Consider the following 18,079-nt stretch of genomic DNA (forward strand, 5'->3'; position numbering starts at 1 on the left):
CCTAAAACAAACTCGTCTCCGATACTTTACGACTCGCCCGATTCGCCAAGTAGAGAATAACGAAGGATATGATCGACATGAACAATCCGATCGCCGTCGTATATTCGTATTGAGCGCCTAGTATACCTTGTCGATAAACATAGGATCCGATGACGTCCGCCACACTATAGGTCTCAGGCGAGTAAAGCAAAATGATTTTTTGGAAATCGGTCCCCAGGATTCCCCCCAAGGCGAAAATCAGCAATATGATGGTTGTAGGTTTTAGCGACGGCCACGTGATGTGCACGACCTTCTTCCATCGGCCTGCGCCATCCACTTCGGCTACATCATATAGCGTAGGGTCTATTCCGCTCAGGGCAGCAAGGTAGATGATCGTTCCGAACCCCACCCCCTGCCAAATACCTGAAGAGATAAAGATGGTTCGAAAATAATCCGGTTCAAGAAGAAACATAATCGGGGTCCCGCCGAAGAAAGTGACTATATCATTAAATAGACCGTCTCTAGCCGTAAATTCCTTAAGCATCCCTGCGACAATGACAACAGAAATAAAATGGGGGAAGTAAGAAACGGTTTGTATCAACTTCTTAAAATGCTTATTTCTCAGCTCATTAAAAAGCAATGCAAGGATAATCGGAGCGGGAAACGACCAGAACAGGGTATACAGCCCCAAAAGCAACGTATTTTTTAAAACCCTGAATGCCATCGGATCCTTAAAAAAAGAATTGAAATACTTCAATCCAACCCACTCGCTCCCCCATATCCCCTTCGGAGCGCTATAATCTTTGAACGCTATCAAAATCCCATACATTGGAAAGTAGTGAAAAATTAATAGGGTTAGAAAACCGGGCAGGACCATTAAATAGAGATACCGATGCTTCACAATTCGTGACAGCAGCTTATTATACTTTGACTCCAAAAGGACATCCCCTTACCGATCATTAATCGAATATCCCGGATCCTTGCCGCGGATCGGATGCCGAATATTGTCTTCGCAATCCCTCCGAAGCGATCCCGCAACGGAGGGACGGCTATTCCCATTAACCGCTCGTCATCTCCTCAAGCGGCGTCAGTCCCAAGTCCGGGTCATCCAGATCGAGCTTATACATCATCTGATTGTAGTTGTATCGGGGCGTCGGCATCGATTGCGTGAACGTGTTCGTGTACGTCGCTTCGAAGTAAATGATCCGGCCGCCGTCTTTGCTGAAATACTCGTGTTGAGCAGGATTGTAGAACGAGTATTCCGTGTGCGTTACGATATGTTTCGCCGTCGTCCATGGTCCGTTCGGCGCCGGCGCCTCCGCAACCCATATTTCACCGAGCAGCGACGTTTTCCCGAATCCCTGCTGCCCGATCATCACGTACCGCTTCCGGTAATCGTTCCATTCGACCGAGCTTTGAAAAATGCGGACCTCCTCGCCCGTGTCGACGTCTCTCAGTTGAAAGTATTTGGGGTCTTCCGGTTTGATCAATCCCAGTTGAATAAGCTCTTTCTCCTCGTCTTGGGAAATCGGCGGCGTATCCTTCTTCCAGCCCCACACCAACTTCCCGTCGGCATCGCGATCCAGCGTCGTATTGGCGCCGTCATACGCGGTACCCGGAGCTAAAGGCGTGAAGGCTTCATATTGCGTATAGTCCAAAATAGCGCTCATCTTCGATTCCACCCGAAGATTCGGATATTTGTGCTGGGTAAATATCCAATAACCTTTGCCATTATCCTCGTAGAAGGTCGCCTGTCCGCCCTCGCCGGCATGGCGCCAGTCATCCTTGGAGGGAAATTGGACGAGGTGCTCGAATTCCTCTTTCTCATCGTTCCAGATAAGAATGCCGTAAGCGGTAGGTTGGGGATTATGCGTGCTGTAGGCGGCAAGCAGCCGTTCGTTCCCCTTATCGTCCTGGACCGTCATCAAGCCGAATATCCAAGCAATTCCGGCTCCGTCGGGCAGCGGCGGCACAAGACTCTTGACGAAGCCGTCCTCTTTCGTGAAATATTTCAAATCGACGCCGACGTCGGGGTCGAGGCCGCCCTGATCCGGCAGCTTCGACGTGGCGCCAGTCACTCGGAAGTTGCCGAGCGGATAGGCCGGTCTATCCGTATCTCCCCAGAACCAGTACAGACGGTTACGGTACTCGATCGTCTGCACAGAGTCCTGCCCCATGACCATGCCGTTCAGGAGCGGCTCCTTCATCTGCGGCTTCATGCCGAGCAAGACGCTGTCCCGATAAATGCCTTGGCCGGTGACCCGGTAGAGCCGCTCGGCAATATTCGTCCGTTTCATCTGCAGCGTAATGCTGCCGCCAGGCGTCACTTCGACCGCCTGGCCGCGGTAACCGAAGAAATCGACCGGGAATTCGTACCCGAAGCTCGACAGATGGAAGAATACCGATTGATTCATAAGCCCTGGCTCGTTGAAAGCGACGAAGCCCGCGCTGTCCGTGTAATATGAGATATGGTTCGTCGTCCGAAGCTCGACGGCCGGAATGCCCCGGCCCGTCTCCTCGTCGATAACCCTGATCGAGAACGGCGCCTGCCTCTTGTACGCGGCGTCCGAAGCCTGCACCGTCGCGTGGCTAGCCGCCTCCGCCGCCGCGGTCATCGCTGGCGCTGTCGCTGCGATCAGCAGGGCCAACCCCATGAATCCCAATGACTTCCATGATTTCTTCATCCGTTATTCCTCCGATCGGTATGTAGTGCCCTCCGACGCATACGGACGGAGGGACGGTCCCTGCATGGCCGCCATGCGTCCGCGTCAGCCGTTACTCGCGCTTGCCGCAGGAGTTAAACCCTATTGTATAGAGCGGCGTCGCGACATGATTCGTGAACGAACGTATTCGTATAAGTAGCCTCCTGATCAGTCCGAGGTCGATTAAGGCCTTCTCCTGGTCCTGCGCTCGGTGAATACCAGTACCCTTGACCGTTCTCTTCGTAATAGCTGGCCTGACCGCCCGGGTGGGCTAGTCGTCTTTCTCTGGAAACTGTAAGAGCTGCTCGAACGTCTCATCGTTCTTTTCGTACGACTTCGCATTCGTGCAATCCTCCAATCGTTTTCGGGTTAACGTGTCATCTTCCCCCCCATGTCGGATCTAAGCTGTCTGCTTGCACCTCGCTTGACCTGCTCTTACTATGTCCCCCTCTTTTCCGCTAATCCTCTTACACTCCTCTTCATTGGCCTCACCCCCTTCGCTGGACTTTCGATCGTTTACGTTGGAAATAAAGCGTTTGCACAACGATTTATTGCTAATCACTTATTATCTGAACGGCATACGAAGTGTCTGGAGAAGGTAAGCCATTGGCCAAGTATGTTATGATGTGAATTGATTTATCTACACATACTATGTTTGACCAAATAGTAATACGAAGACCTAAAAAATTCAATCATTTTTTTAAAATGTTTTGTCTGTACCTCACTACATTGCTAAAAAACGGAATCCAAAATCCCCAGCCTGATGTCCATTCTATCGTCATGTATTCATCCCCGAAGCGCATACGATTCACGAGGACAGAAAGGTTCGTATACCTTTTGCGGTGTATATGCGTTATAATAGAAAAAATTTCGATACGAGGTGGAGCGGACGTGAGCAAGAAAGACTTGGCTCAGCTGAAGTACCAAAAGGTAAAGGACTATGTCTTGTCTCACATCGAGAGGCAAGAATTTTCGAAGGACGACCGGATTCCGAGCGAATCGGAGTTTTCCAAACTACTGGACGTCAGTTCGATCACGGTGCGGAAAGCGTTGACGGATCTGGTGAACGAGGGCGTGATTTATCGTATCCGGGGGAAGGGCAGTTTCGTCGCAAGCCAAACGGTCGCATCGGAGAAAACCTCGAATCTGGTCGCCTTCGTCATCTCCGGCATCGAGATGTACGACAGCTCTTATTTGCAAATTATGAGAGGCGTGCAATCCTTCCTGGGGAAGCACGGTTGCAAGCTGATCATCGAATTTGTCGAGAACGATTTCGAACAGGAACGCCAGCTGATTTTGAATCTGATTCAGACGGAACTAAGAGGATTGCTTATCTATTCCTCCGATCCCAACGCGGCGAAAAGTTACCTTGGCGAAATCCGCAAGAAATCGATTCCGTTCGTTATGCTCGACCGTTCCCCTTCCGGCTACCCGGTCAACGTCGTCACTTGCAACAATCACGACGGCGCCTATGAGGCGGTAGAATACATGATCAGGCAAGGACATGAACGGATAGGTTTTGCCGCTTACGACTTCCACCTGACCCCGGAGGTAGAACGTTATAACGGGTATTGCAACGCCATGTCGAACGCATCCCTCCCGACGCCTAAGGAGCTCTTGTTCCCTGAAAGAGAACTGGACTATGCGGCGCTTTCGCGCCGTATTCAAGACGGAGAGCTGACCGCCTTGTTTTGCGCCAATGACAAGCGGGCTCTCGAGGTGCTCGAGCAACTTGCCGTTCGCGGGATTCAAATCCCCGAGCAGTTATCCCTGATGGGATTCGACGACTTCGAGAGCTCCAAATTCGCAAGGGTCGCCTTGAGCACGGTGAAGCAGTATTTCGAAGTCCTCGGCTATGAGAGCGCAAAGCTGCTGTTCGAAATCACCGTAGGCTCTTCTTACGGCAACAAGAAAGTGATGCTGCCCACGAGTCTTGTCATTCGCGACACGGTCAAGCCGTTGTAACTTTACCCGCTCCGCGTTCAAGGTTCCCTTATTACGAAAATACGACGGATACGCTGTCAAGCGCACAAAGAAACCCGACCATCCTCAATGATGGTCGGGCAGCATCGCCTTGCGGTTCCTGTTTATGAAGCTATCGTTACCCGTTATCGTATCCGTTCGTCGCTTATCCCATAAGTTTGCCGCTTAAGGAAGCGGCGCCGTAGAGCAGTCCGTTCAATACATTTATTGTTTTAATCCCCCAAGATCCGTTAGAAAATGTTCCGCGAACGTCGCATCCAGCTGCTTGCCGGCCAGCGCGGACACCTCGCGTTCAAGCGCGTTCAACCCGTTGCGAAGCTTCTCGGCGTCATCTTCGTCTTGCAGGCCGGACACCTTCGCAAGCAAGCTGTTGAGTACGCCTTGATTCGAAATCCAGCCTCGGTCGAAGGCCGCTTGCAGCGCTTCGTCAAGGACATCGATGCCGGTTTCGACCTTCAAGACGAATTGCCGCTCCGTTACGTTCCCGGCCGCATCCGCAGCCGTAATCGCGATCCTGTGATCTCCGACCGACAATGCGTAAGGCGCCGCTTCGATCGGCAGGCCGGACTCGATCCCGTCCAGCGTCGCTTTCGCGTCGGCCACGCCACTGAGCGAATCCGTAATGTCGAACGAAATTCGAACGGCTTCATGGCGGTACACGGCGGTCGTTACGGCAGGTTCGACGTCAGGTCCGGTCCGATCGATGCTCACCGTCACCGATCGGACGGCCTCCTCGTTCCCAGCCGCGTCCACGCTGTAATAACGCAGCGTATGGACGCCTTCCGCGCCGATCTCGACCCGATTGCCCGGGACGAACGGTGCCTCGTCCACGCTGTAATAGGTCGACGTCTCGGACCCCTCGGCATCGACGGCGGTCAAAGTGACGACTTGGGCCGTATTTTGCCAGCCGGACGCGGCATCGGCCGTCGTGACCGGCGGCGTCGAATCGATCGGTTTGGAACGCGTCTTCACCGTGACCGCGTTGGACGCTTCCGATTCGCCGGCCGCGTTTTTCGCTTTTAGATAATACGTGTACTTGACTCCCGGCTCGGCGGTGCGATCGTAGAACGTATCCACCTTCGCAACCCCCACGTTCACCGCCGGTTCGTCGCCGGTCGAACGGTAGACGTTGTACTGCGTCGCCCCGCCGTGAGACGTCCAGATGAGTCCGACGAACGTTTCGCCCGTCAGCCCTACGAACAAATTCGACGGCGCCGCGGGGAGCGGCATATCGATGGAGAGCGTTTCGGACGGCGCGGATTCGCCGACCTCGTTCACGGACGTCATCCGGTAGCTGTACCCGGCTTGCCCCGCGCCAACGCCGTCGTCCGTGAATTCCGGCGACTCGGTCCCGGCCAGCAAGGTAAAGCCGTTATCGCCATACCCCATCCGGTAGACGTTGTAGCTTTCGGCGCCGTCGACCGCGCTCCATCTCAGCTCGAACGCGGATGTGGACACCTCGCCTGCGGAAAGGCCCAAGGGTGGTTCCGGCATCGCCACAGGCGGCCTCGTCGTTGCGCTCACGCTGCCGGACGGCGCGGATTCGCCGCCCTTCGTCGTCGCCGATACTTGGTAATAGTACGTCGTCGAGGGGCTTACGGTCCGATCCGTATACGTCTCGGCGCGAGTGTACCCGATCTTCACGTACGGACCTTCCGGCGCCGCCGCCCGATAGATCCCGTAGCCGACCGCGTGCTCGACCGGCGTCCAAGCGAGCTCGACGGAGAGGCTTCTCGCCGCCGTAACCGCAAGGCCCGAAGGCGCCGGAGGCTTCGGCTGCGAAGCGTCGTAGGCGAGCACTTCCGCGTCGCCGGCCGGCGGGGATTCGCCGCCCGCGTTGACGGCGGACACCCGATATCGATACGTCACGCCGAGATCGACGGCCCTGTCCGTAAACGCCGCGGACTCGGAGCTTCCGACGACCTTAAAGTAAGGATCGAACGTGGACGAGCGGTACACCAAATAGGCGTCCGCCTCGCCGACGGGAGACCACGTCAGCGACGCCGCCGGACCGCCCGAGAGCGCTCCCGTCAAGTCCGAAGGCGATGCGGCGGGAGGCGCCGCGTTCGGCTCCGTCCGCTTCACGATGACGAAATAATTCATGCGGGACGTATTTCCGTTCGACCCCATAACGACATGCGAGCCTGCCGGGTATGTTTTCTTATACAACTGATAGGTCACCGGTTGGTCGTCCGTAATCGCGAGGCCCGTATTCTCGTACGAGGAAGCCAGCCATTGCGGCTTCGTCGTAATTCTCGAGTCGTGCGCGACGTATACGTCCACGTCGGCGGCTGCATAAAAGGAAACCAAGTCCTCGCTGGAAGCGCTTCTGGAGCCGACCGCCGTCCGGATCCATTCCGAGCCCGACACGGCGTCCGGAACGGTTACGAATTTATATACCTTGCTGCCGGTCAGTCGGTCCCCGGCGACCAAGTCGCCGACCTGAAAGTTGTTCTGCACCGACCAAGCGGCGGCGTTGACGGCACCGTTGCTACTATTGTCGTTAACGATCACGTTCCGGATCGCTTCCCCGTCCATGCTGGGAACAGGCTCCGGCTCTTCCGGCTCCGGCTGCGGAAGGACCGGCGGCTCGAACGGCGTGCCGGACCATGCCGGCGGAACCATCGGGTACCCTTCCGGGAAGCCCGGCGCCGCCAATTCGTTCAAATAATCCTCGAGATTCGTATATCCGTCGCCGTTCCGGTCGCCGTTGCGATCCTCCGGGTCGCCCGGATCCAGTCCCTGCGCCGTCTCCCACGCATCCGGCATGCCGTCCCGGTCCGTATCCGCGGGCGCCGTCTCCCGGGCCAACGTCGGGAAGCCGCCGACGTCGTCTTCGTCCCCGATGATGACGCCGGTTTGGTTCCGCACGCTGTCGATGACGCGAATGTCCACCGCGTCGCGCGCGATCGAAGCGCCGGAGTACTCTAGGATGCGCACATAAGCGTCCTCCGGCTCCTCCGTATGCACCGGAGGATACTCGAACCGCTCCGGAACGAGCACGCTCGGTCTTTCGGCCTCCATCATGCCGCTGCCCGTATCGGTTCCGTCCAGCACCCCGTTCTTGTTGCTGTCGATCCGGTTATTCTCGAGGTACAAGCTGTAATTCTCGTTCCCGCGTACCACGGCATACTCGGGATCGGCGGAATTCAGTCCCGCGACGAAGTAGTTGCCGACGACGTTGCCGTAGCCCTTCGTACCGGATTCGCCGCCGGCCACGTAAGGGAACCCGCCCCAGTTATAAACAATGTTATTGACGAAGTCGATTTGCCCCTTCGTTTTCGGATTGCGGTCGTTGTTGTGGGCATACAGATTATGGTGCATCGTGATCGTGTTCATCTCGATCAGTCCGCCCATCGAGTGCGTCAGCAGCCCTTCGGAAATGATCGACCACTGCACGGTAATGTTTTTCGACCTCGGATTGTCGTAATCCTTGCTCTTGATGGACAGCACCTCGTCGGTTCCCCAGGAGAAGGAGGAATGATCGATGATGACGTTCCGGCAGTCCTCGAAATACATCGTATCGTCGTTAAAGTCCTGCACCCCTAAGCGGAAGCGCATATACCGGATGACGATATCGCTGCAGTCGATAAACCGGATGTTGTTGCCCCGGATCGTCAAGCCGTCTCCCGGCGCGGTCTGGCCCGCGATCGTAATCTTGGATTTGTTCCTCGCCACGATTTGAGGAATCGTGATTTCGCCGGATATATCGAATACGATCGTTCGCGGCGCAGCCCCGGCCGTCATGATGGCGTCGTGGAACGTTCCCGGGCCGGTCAGCTCGTAGCTGGTGACGTGGTACACCTCGCCGCCCCGCCCGCCGGCGGCGGCGTAGCCGAAGCCCTCCGCTCCGGGGAACGCGGGAAGCGCGTCATAGCCCGCCGCCCTCGCGGCAGGCATCGGTTGAAGCAAGGACAGTCCGATCACCGCACATAACATAAGCGCAAACCATCTTTTCATATCGTCCCTCCGACTACGAATTAGATAATTTTGCAATCGCTTACATATCAGATGTCTTGGCCGTCTCGTCTTTCCGTTCATCACTCGCCTCCTCTCCCCGTATGCGCCGCGATTGCAACTGCCATGTTACGATGCGACGGCGGCGGTTTCAATCGTCGGATGTTACAAGTCGTCTACAATATCGGGATCGCGGATTTGTTCATTCGCCGGAGGATCGGTTTGCAGGATTCCGCATGTACAAGGAAGCCGAGCCCTCTAAACCATGTTCTCGGCTTCCCTGGACCGGCGGCGCTACTTCCGGTTTCGAATCGTAACGACCGAACCGGCTTGCAGGCGAAGGCGGAAGCGGCGGCCCGCCTCCTCTTCCTCGAACGAGTGCGGCGATTCGTCGTCCAACAGCGCAAGCGAACCGAACCGTTCCGGCAGCCGCAGCGTCAGCTCCGCCACCCGGTCCGCGCGCAGCTCGGCGGCGAACCGGCCGCCGTCGACGTCCCACTCCATCGAAACGGTGCCGGCGCAGAAGCGCCAGCCTTCCAGTCGGCCGCGCTTCCACGCGGACGGCAGCGCCGGCAGCAGCTTCACGAGCGCAGGCGACACGTACAGCAGCATCTCCTGTACCGCATTCACCCAGCCTAGATTGGCGTCGAGCTGCATCGGAGCGGTCGGCATGTTCATGCAAATCCCCATATTGCGCCAATCGTTGTGCAGCGTAAACAGGTTCGGCAGCAAGCAGGAACGGGCCAGCGCGTTCAAGCTCTCGAGCGCGCTGTCGCCGTCCCCGAGCCGGGCGTAGACCGACGCCATATGCGAGAGCGACCATCCGCTCTGGGCGCCTAGGTTGCGCAGCCGGACCGCCCGGTCGAACGCGGCGAACAGCTCGGGCCGCTCCTCCCGCTGCACCTCATGTCCCGGGAACACCGGGTACAGATGCGACAGGTGGCGATGATCGTACCGGTCGTCGAACGTCTCGTCCATCCACTCCCGCACCGCCCCGTCTTCGTTGACTAGGTACGGCGGAATCCGTTCGAGCATGCGCCTCCACTTCTCCAGCTCCTCCGCGCCGCAGCCGACGACGCGTCCCGCCTCGAGGAGCGACGTAAGCAGCTCCTTCAGCAGCGCGAAATCCATCGTCGCATTCACCGCCGTCGGCATCGGATGCGCCAACGCTTTCCCGTCCTGCGGCATAAAATTAGAAGGCGTATTTTCCGGGGAAACGGAAGGGTACATTTTGTAATATCCGTTCTCCCCTTCGACGAGGAAGTCCTCGTAAAACGCTGCGGCCTCTTTCATGAACGGCCACGCCGTTTCCTTCAGGAACCGCTCGTCTCCCGTGAAGGCGTAATGCTTGTAGAAATGACTGGAAAGCCAGGCGGCCGCCCCCGTCCAATTCATAATGACGGGAACGATTTGGTTCGGAACGCCGATGCCCGGCGTGGATCCGGCCGGGATGTAGATGCCGCCGCAGCCGTACAGCTTTCGGGCGTTCGCGCGGAAGTCTTCCATTAAATTCAAGTAATACCGGTACAACGATTCCGTCAGCCCGCCCAAGCCCCCGACGTGAGCATGCCAATACATCATCTGCACGTTCTCGTTCGCCATGTTGTGGCACCAGACGAGCCGATAATCGCCGCCCCACAGCCCGTATAAGCCGAACGGCTGATCCTTCGGACCGACGCCGCTGATAAACAAATACCGGCCGAACGCCCACAGCTTCTGCGCGAGCGCGGTCGGCGCCTCCCCGTCGTATGCCTCCAGCAGCAGCTGCTCGTTGGAACGCGTATCGTCGTCGGAGTCGGCCAGCTCCAGCGCGGCGGAACGGAAGAGCGGTCCGTGAAGGCGGACATGCCGCGCAAGCAACTCTTCGTAGCCGAGGGAGACGCCGGACAATTCCGCCTTCAGCCGAGACCATTCTCGTTCGCGGTCCTCGCAAGACACGAACGTCTTCACGAGCGCCAGCACGCGTTCCGCGCCTTCGAAACGAAGGCTTTCCGGCCCCTCCGCAATGCGGCCTCCCTCCGGAATCAACCGCAGCACGGCTCCGAAATCCGTTCCGTCGTCGTTGCGGGCCCCGTAGAAGACGTAAGCGCCGCCCTCCCCCGTCTCCGTCCGCACCGTCACGGACCGCTCCAGCTCCTGAAACTCCGGCTCGTTCTGCCAGCGGTCGCTCGGATGCAGCCGCAGCGCGATGTCGCCGCTCACGGACGAAGGCGCGTCCGCCTGAATCGCGTACGCGAGGCAGTCGTCGGCGCGCGAGACGAATAGCGTCCGCGTATACCGCGTCTCTCCGTCATTCCAGCCGACCTCGACTTCCCCGGTATCCATCCGGAGCGACCGTTCATACTTGCGGAAAGGTTGCGCGCACGGCATCAGCAGCCGGATGGCCGAGTGCGGAAACCGGGAAGCTAAAGTCGTCTTATACCCGCGTTCCTTGAGCGCGTTCGCCAGCAGCCAGCTGGCCTCGAGAAACCGTTTTTCGTCCATCAGCCTTCTCGTCTCCGCCAGATGAAACCGAACGTCCGGCAGCTCGTCCTTGCGACCCCAATGCCACAGGTCCGCGTGATTGATGACGACGGTTTCCTCCTGCACGGCGCCGTATACGGAAGCTCCGATCGTGCCGTTCCCGGAAGGCAGCGCCTCGCGCCACAGATTCCGCCACCAGGACGCCGGGTACTTCAGATGCATCTTCATGCAAAGGTCCTCCCTTGGAAAAAGAAGAAGCCGGCTACTCCCGCCGGCTCTCCTCGATCTTCAGCTTCTCCATCTCCATGCTCGCCAGAAGGAACGGAGCGACGCCCATCAGCGCGTCGCTAACGATCTCCTCGCTCAAGTAATACTCGTAAGAACCGTCGCGATAGTTGCCGTTGCCGCCGAGGCCGGCGCCGTGACAAATCCGATGCAGGCGGACGCCCTGTTCGTCTTCGGTGACGAACCGCTGCAGGATGCCCTCGAAGGCGCGGTGCACGACCGCCGAATCGAGCTCCGCGACATAGTTCAAGCGAATGCCCTTGGCCAGCGCGTACGTAAGCATACACGAGGCGGACGCCTCCAAGTAGTTGCCTTCCCGGCCGTTCTGATCCATCACCTGATACCACAGTCCGCTCTCGTAATCCTGCGCGCGCCGGATCGCGTGAGCCATCCGATGGAAGATGCCCATGATCTGTCCGCGCTGCGGGTGATCGAGCGGGAAGTGCTCGAGCGCGTCGACGACCGCCATCGCGTACCAGCCCATCGCCCGGCCCCAGACGTGAAGCGAGCGTCCGGTATCCCGATCGCACCACCGCTGCTCCCGGCTTTCATCCCATGCGTGGTGCAGCAAACCGGTGTCGGGATTGCGCGTCTTGCGTTCGATCAGCAGAATTTGGTTCGCGACGTCGTCGAAAAACCGCGGCTCCCCGAACGTCTTCGCGTACTCTGCCAGGAACGGAGACGACATATAGATGCCGTCGAGCCACATCTGGAACGGGTAAATCTTCTTATGCCAGAAGCCGCCCTCGCTCGTCCTCGGCTGACCGATCAGCTGCACGGCAAGCCGGTTGGCGGCCTTTGCGTACTTTTCGTCTCCGGTCCGCCTCAGTAAGGAAAACAAGTTTTTCCCTTGATTGATATGGTCGAGATTGTAGTCTTCCAGGATGTACGTACGTATAGAGCCGTCCTCCCGCACGAACAGGTCCATGTGCCGGCGCATCGCTTCGCGATAGGTCGCGTCTCCCGAATGATCCGTCAACCGGTCGAGCGCCATCAGAGCCATCCCGGAGACATAGCCCCACTTGTTACCCATCTTCGGATGAACGCCATCGACGCAAGCCGCGAGAATCGAATCCGCGATTTTTACGGACCACTGCGCTTGCTTGACCGCCGTTTCCGTCATAGCCCTTCGCCTCCTTCGTGTTTCACCGTCTTCCGGCTGTGCGACTCACAAGATCGGCAGCGTGTCGAACGCTTCCGGAACATTCGCAAGATACAGATTGGCGTACCCGTTCTTATCGCTCGTAAACAACAGCTTCTTCCCGTCCCGCGTGAAACGCGGATGCGCGTGCACCTTCTGGGAATGGAAGCTGCAGCGCAGCTCGCACAGCACGCGAGGGCCGTCCGTGTCTCTCCAGACGCATAACGTCTTAACGTTCCCCTTGCCGTCGACAACAGCTTGGCCGTAGCCGTCCGCATGCGAATGCCACGTGTCGAAGCCGAAATTCGTCTCCTTCATGGCCGTATTGTCGTATCGAATCTGTCCGTAAAAGTTCGTGCCGTCCGCGCGGAAGCCGTGATACCCGATCGTCTCGCCGTCCGGGAAGAAAAATTCGTGCCCGACTTTCTCCGAAGGCTCGAGCCGCTCTCGAATTTTCCACGCCCCGCCGTTCCGCAAATCGAGACCCCAAATGCGATGGTCGACCAGATGCCATGGCCCTTCATGGCAGAAGGTGATGAGCCAAGGAAGCGTCGTCGACGCATTAATATGCGTGATGAAGCGATTCGCTTCATAAACGACCTCCGCCTCGCCGCTCTGCGCGTCCACACGGATGATGCGGCTGAGCGGCGCCGCCTCCATCAGTTCGCGGTGCCCGACATACCCGTTGCCGAGATCGAGACGGATTCGATGAGACAAGTCCTCTTGAATGCACGTCATCACGAACTTCCCGTCCGCCGTACAGCTTAAGTTTCCGATATGAAATCCTTCGGGAGCGGTGTACAGCGGCCGCTCCTCCAGCATGTCCAGCGAAAGCCGGGAAATCGTCTTCCGGGTTTTGACGAAGACTGCATCCCCCTGCGGGCGCAAGCACGCATCCAAATAATCGTTATTCGGAACGTCGGTGAGCTGCGCGATCGTTCCGTCGGCCATGTTCAGGCTAAATAGGTTCGTGCTGTTGTCCCGGTCCGAGATGAACAGCAGCTTCCGGCCGCCGTCGTACCAGCCGTCTTCCGTAAAATATAAATGATAGCTGTGCGTCTTATAATCGGTCAGCTGGAGCACTTCGACGCCCGTCAATCGATCCGTATACGTCTTCCATTCCGCCGGCCAGATCCGTCCCTTCCCCATTCGGTTCCCCTCCATTCGTATTAAATAAGCGGATGCAGTCCTTCCCACCGCACGGACCAGCGTCCGTTCCGCGGGAAGCCCGGGCAATCTCCGGTTTCCGCGCCGTCCCAGCCGCAGGCCATCATGGCGACGGCGATCAGCAGTCCCCCGTTCCCCGGCAAATAGGCGGTAAGCCCAGGCCGCTGATAGTTATGCCCGTTGGGCAGGTACGTGTTCTTCGTGGCTTCCATCAGCAGGAAGTCGACCGCAGTCTCCGCGTCGCCGAGTCGCGCAGCCGTCATGGCGCACATCGGGAAGTCCCAGCCCCAGGCGGATTCCCATTGCCAATCGGACTGCACCTTCCGCAGCGTGTTCCGCATGACGTCCTTGTCGACGAGCGTACCCGGCAATAGACCGAGCGCGCCGACCATGGACGGATGGTCGCGGTTTTTCAGCGTGAAGGTGTCCGGACAACGCTCGTGCGCAAGGTAGACGCCGTTCCGCTGCGGAAGAGGAGCCATCGCGCCCGCCACCTTCGCCCAAGCCGGATTCGACCGTACCTGCAGACGCTCCGCCCAACGCAGCGCGATCTCCAGCCCGTACTTCCAATACTCTACTTCGTACGGCGGATTCATGCTTTCGTGCAGGGAGTGGCATTCCTGAGCAGGAATGAGCGGCGGCCCTAGATCGAACGACTTCCGCTCTTCGTTCCAATGCGCGTAGGACACCATAAAATCCGCGGATTGAAACACGAGGTCCGCATAACGCTCCAGCGTCTTCCGGTTCGGCTCGATGCGGTGGATCAGCTCCGCCAACGTCATCGGATGCGGCTGCTGCCAGATGAGTCCCGGCGCCACGGGGGACGGGCTCTGCACGCCGTCGAAGCCGACCATCTTCGGCCATCGTGCGCCTTCGTACCCTTGGGAGGCCGCCAGCTCCTTCGCCAGCGGCAGGATCGAGTTGTACCAATCCATACTGTCCTTCAACAGGGACGCCCGGCCCCAAAGCGGAAAGTGAGCGGCGTGCCACCAATGCATCTCCAGGTGCATCTTCCCGAACCAGCTGTTGTACATCAGCCCCGTCTCCTGCGGCGGCATCGTACCGGCGCTGTGAATCGCCGTCAAATATTGCGACAGCACGACTCTCCGTTCCAGCTCGTGCGCCCGCTCGTCGGCGGAGCCGGATAAATCGACGGCGCCGCCGCTTTCCCAGAACGACGACCAACGCTCGGCGCTCGACGACTCCGCCTCCTCCGCCGACGTCCGCGCCGGGTCGCCCGGAGCGAAGCCGACCGTGCACTCCAGCCGGTCCGCGCCCTTCGCCCCTCGAAGCGTAAATTCGTGCGCGCCGGTGCGTTCGAGCGCTCCCGCCGTCCACTCCAAGCGGACGCGGTAGCCGTCGTCGTCCATCGTCCGGCGCAGCACGACGGACGTCGCCGACTCGGCGTCCGCCTCCGTCCGATGCCGGTCGTCGTTCCCCCAATCCGGGAATACCGACTTTGCCCATGCGGTATTCGTCATGTCGGGGGCGGGGAAGCGGACGAACAGCTGCAGCCGGTTTTCGGCGATCAAGGGAGACGAGACGCGAACGCCGACGGCGTCCTGTACCCCATGGCAGCTGGTGACGACGGCGACCGGCCGGCCGTCGAAGACGAATTCGCTCCGGACGATCCCGGTCCATAAATCCAGCTCCTGCCGAAGCCGCTCCAGCTCGGAGAGACGCGCTTCCGAGCCGTCCTCGCGAAGCAAGCGGAACGCGATCCGCCCCAATTGCAGACGATGCGGATTTTGCCGCAGCCAATGATACGCTTCGGCCTTGTCCTCGGGCTTCATCGGGTAACCGACCTTGCGGCCGTAAGTCTCGTACATCTGATACGCGATTTCGTTCTCCGAATAGACGCCTCGTCCCCCGGTGTAATGCCATCCCCAGTTCGACTGCGTGCCGAGCGGCGTTTCGTAATCGTCATAGAACGTCTGAAGCCCCGTCGCGTCGACGCTGAAGCCGAATCGTCCGTTCCCGATCGACAGCGGGGCTAGCGGCTCCGGCTTCGTCAGCACCGGGTTATGGCGCGACACGATTTCCTTTCGATTCAAGATCATCTCTCCCTCGCAATTCGACATTCGCCGCATCGCTTCTGAACTTCATCATCTCGCGATACTTGCCCGGCGTTATGTTCTTATATTTGCGGAACACCCGAATGAAGCTGTTTTCATGCTGATAACCGACCTTCTGGGCGATGTCGGATATTTTCTCCTCCGTCTCGACGAGCAGCTCGCCGGCACGGTCCATGCGCAGCTTCGTGAAGTAGCCGTAGATCGTCTCGTCCATCTCCTGCTTGAACAGCTGGCTGGCGAGACTGACGCTGACGCCGGCAGCGTCGGCGATGTCCTGAATCCCGATCGGCTGTCCGAGATGCCGCTTCATAAATTCGACCATGCCTAAGCAGAGGACGAAATCCTTGCTTTCCATCAGGCTGCGGTACCGCTCCGACAATTCCGCCGCCTTGCTGGTAAAGAGCGACGCGATATCGTCAAGGCTCAGCGTATGGAGCTCCTCGAACGGCCCCTCCTCCGCCCAGTCCTCCGCATCTTCGCGCAGTCCGATTCGGCGAAGCCGTTCCCCGGACGATTTCAACAGCTTCAGCGTGTCGAAGGGGTAGTACCCCGCCGCGCGCAGCTCTTCCGCCATGCGCTCGACGATCGCGACCGAGCGGGCTTCGTCGCCGGCCTCGATCGCCCCGGTCAGATCGTCCAACCACTGATCCTTCATCGTCGCCGCGGACGGCTCGTGATCCGATACCTCGTCGAAGAGGATGACGCTCCCGTAGCCGCGGAACAGCCGATAGCCGAGCGCGTTTTCCGCCTCCAGCATCGCCTGCTTCAGCTTGCCCGCGTCGGCGTGCGCCGCGCTGACGCCCATCGACACGCTGAAGCCCAGCATGCGGTGAACGACCTCCGCCGCATGCCGGCACGACTCCCGGCACGCCTCCTCGCGGCGCTCCGAAGCGCGCTTCGGCTGCAGCAGCAGAGCCAGCTTGTCTTTGCCGAAATCCGCGCATACGGTGCGCCATTCCGGCGAGAACAACTCCGCGGTGACGTTCGCGATCGCAAACTTGAGAAGCGAATGATCTGCGCTCGGGTAACGCCGAGCCCATGCTTCGTAGCGGTCGATCGAGACGACGACGAACGTAAGCGGCTCGTCCGTCCAATCCTGGAAATAACTGCTCCATTTCTCCCGCATTTCCCGAATGCTGCTGACGTTGCCCATATAGATATCGAATAGGTATTTCGAGGACGCCTCCGGCATCGTCTGACGGATGAGCTGGGACAGCTGCGCGTGGTCGCTGAGCAGCTCGGTCGTCAGCCGCTCCAGATGGAGCAGGTCCGCGTTCGGAATGTCCCGGTTGCTCTGCCGGAACAGCCGCTGGATCCGCCGAACCGGACGGAAGGCGACGGATTGAATGTAGACGACCGTGAGCGCGCCGAGCAGGAGCGCAGCGGCCGAGACCGACATGACGACGTCGCGGACATGCTTCGACCGCGCGAGCAGGCTGTCTTGAGAGACGAAGGACACGTACTGCCAGCCGGTCAACGGCGACACGAGCCGATTCACCAAATACGAAACGCCGTTATGCCGGAAATCCCACAAGCTTTCTTCGCCGGGTTGCGACACGGCGTCCTGGACCAGCGCCGCATCGAAGCCGCCGCCCGAAACGGAATAGAGGATGTCGCCGTCGAGATCGACGATGAATCTCGCCCGCTCCAACTCGGACCGGTGCGGCGGATGGAGCCTCGCGAACAGCTCCTCCTCCTTCAGATTGATCGCTACGATGCCTTTGAACTCCCCTTGAATCAATACCTTGCGGAACAGCGTAAGCTCCGAGCCGGCGTTGCGAATCCCTCCGCTCGCTCCCGGGGGGACGGAACGTTTTCGAACCAGCATCTTCTGATCCCCGAACTCTTCGGCGATGCCGACCCACTCGGAATCGGGGAAGGTCACCTTGCTGGAGCTGTAGCCCTGCGGCATCGATACGAAGCTGCCTCGCTCCATGTCGTAAACATAAATGCTATCGATATACGAGGTGTTGCCGATGAGCGTCGAGAAAAACTCGTAAATTCCGGAAATGTTGGCGTAAGAGTTTTGATTGTCCGCCGTCAAGAACGTATAGACGTTGGCATGCAGCGCCACGGAAACCGCGATTTGATCGGCCTTTTCGATATAATCGTCGATAAAGTTCATGCTGATCTGCAGCATCTGGTGCTGCGGTTCGCTAAGCTCGCTCTGCAGCACGGATTTGGAGGTGTAATAGGACGTCGCACTGACCCCCATGATGATGATGCAGACGGAGACGGTCAGAAACAGCACCAGCCGAGTTTGCGTATTCGTCAACGTATAGGCGAGCCATTTTTTCAAAGACTGGACCATTCGGGTTCCACCTCTC

The 18,079-nt window shown here is 58.7% G+C and carries 9 protein-coding genes; 1 reads left to right on the forward strand and 8 read right to left on the reverse strand.

Annotated elements, in window-relative coordinates:
* Position 1 precedes the first annotated feature (1 nt).
* Positions 2–856, reverse strand: coding sequence for an ABC transporter permease (locus RIN49_RS06235; protein WP_375295218.1), 855 nt, complete (start codon positions 854–856; stop codon positions 2–4).
* Positions 857–1,037: 181 nt separating this feature from the next.
* On the reverse strand, positions 1,038–2,663 hold the full coding sequence (locus RIN49_RS06240; RefSeq protein WP_309119299.1) for a glycoside hydrolase family 183 protein: 1,626 nt from the start codon (positions 2,661–2,663) through the stop codon (positions 1,038–1,040).
* Between the two features lie 909 nt (positions 2,664–3,572).
* Between RIN49_RS06240 and RIN49_RS06245 the strand changes: the two genes are divergently transcribed.
* The gene (locus RIN49_RS06245) at positions 3,573–4,646 is read left to right on the forward strand and encodes a GntR family transcriptional regulator (protein WP_309119300.1); all 1,074 of its coding nucleotides are present in this window, start codon (positions 3,573–3,575) and stop codon (positions 4,644–4,646) included.
* 222 nt (positions 4,647–4,868) lie between these two features.
* On the opposite strand, the gene RIN49_RS06250 is transcribed toward RIN49_RS06245, so the two are convergent.
* The 6 genes from RIN49_RS06250 to RIN49_RS06275 all read right to left on the reverse strand — a co-directional run bounded on the left by RIN49_RS06250 (position 4,869) and on the right by RIN49_RS06275 (position 18,063).
* Positions 4,869–8,624 (reverse strand): OmpL47-type beta-barrel domain-containing protein, encoded by a 3,756-nt coding sequence (locus tag RIN49_RS06250; protein ID WP_309119301.1) that lies wholly within the window; start codon positions 8,622–8,624, stop codon positions 4,869–4,871.
* A gap of 291 nt (positions 8,625–8,915) precedes the next feature.
* Positions 8,916–11,312, reverse strand: a complete 2,397-nt coding sequence (locus tag RIN49_RS06255; protein ID WP_309119302.1) for a glycosyl hydrolase family 95 catalytic domain-containing protein — start codon at positions 11,310–11,312, stop codon at positions 8,916–8,918.
* A gap of 34 nt (positions 11,313–11,346) precedes the next feature.
* Positions 11,347–12,492: a glycoside hydrolase family 88/105 protein gene (locus tag RIN49_RS06260; protein ID WP_309119303.1), complete on the reverse strand. Its 1,146-nt coding sequence runs from the start codon at positions 12,490–12,492 to the stop codon at positions 11,347–11,349.
* A 45-nt stretch (positions 12,493–12,537) separates the two neighbouring features.
* A complete protein-coding gene (locus RIN49_RS06265; RefSeq protein WP_309119304.1) occupies positions 12,538–13,659 on the reverse strand; it encodes an oligogalacturonate lyase family protein in 1,122 nt (373 codons plus the stop codon).
* A gap of 20 nt (positions 13,660–13,679) precedes the next feature.
* Positions 13,680–15,737, reverse strand: coding sequence for a glycoside hydrolase family 65 (locus RIN49_RS06270; protein WP_309119305.1), 2,058 nt, complete (start codon positions 15,735–15,737; stop codon positions 13,680–13,682).
* The gene (locus RIN49_RS06275) at positions 15,700–18,063 is read right to left on the reverse strand and encodes an AraC family transcriptional regulator (RefSeq protein ID WP_309119306.1); all 2,364 of its coding nucleotides are present in this window, start codon (positions 18,061–18,063) and stop codon (positions 15,700–15,702) included. The genes RIN49_RS06270 and RIN49_RS06275 overlap by 38 nt, the downstream gene beginning before the upstream one ends.
* Positions 18,064–18,079 lie beyond the last annotated feature (16 nt).

The sequence above is a fragment of the Paenibacillus sp. genome (assembly GCF_031177825.1).
GTDB lineage: Bacteria > Bacillota > Bacilli > Paenibacillales > YIM-B00363 > Paenibacillus_AE.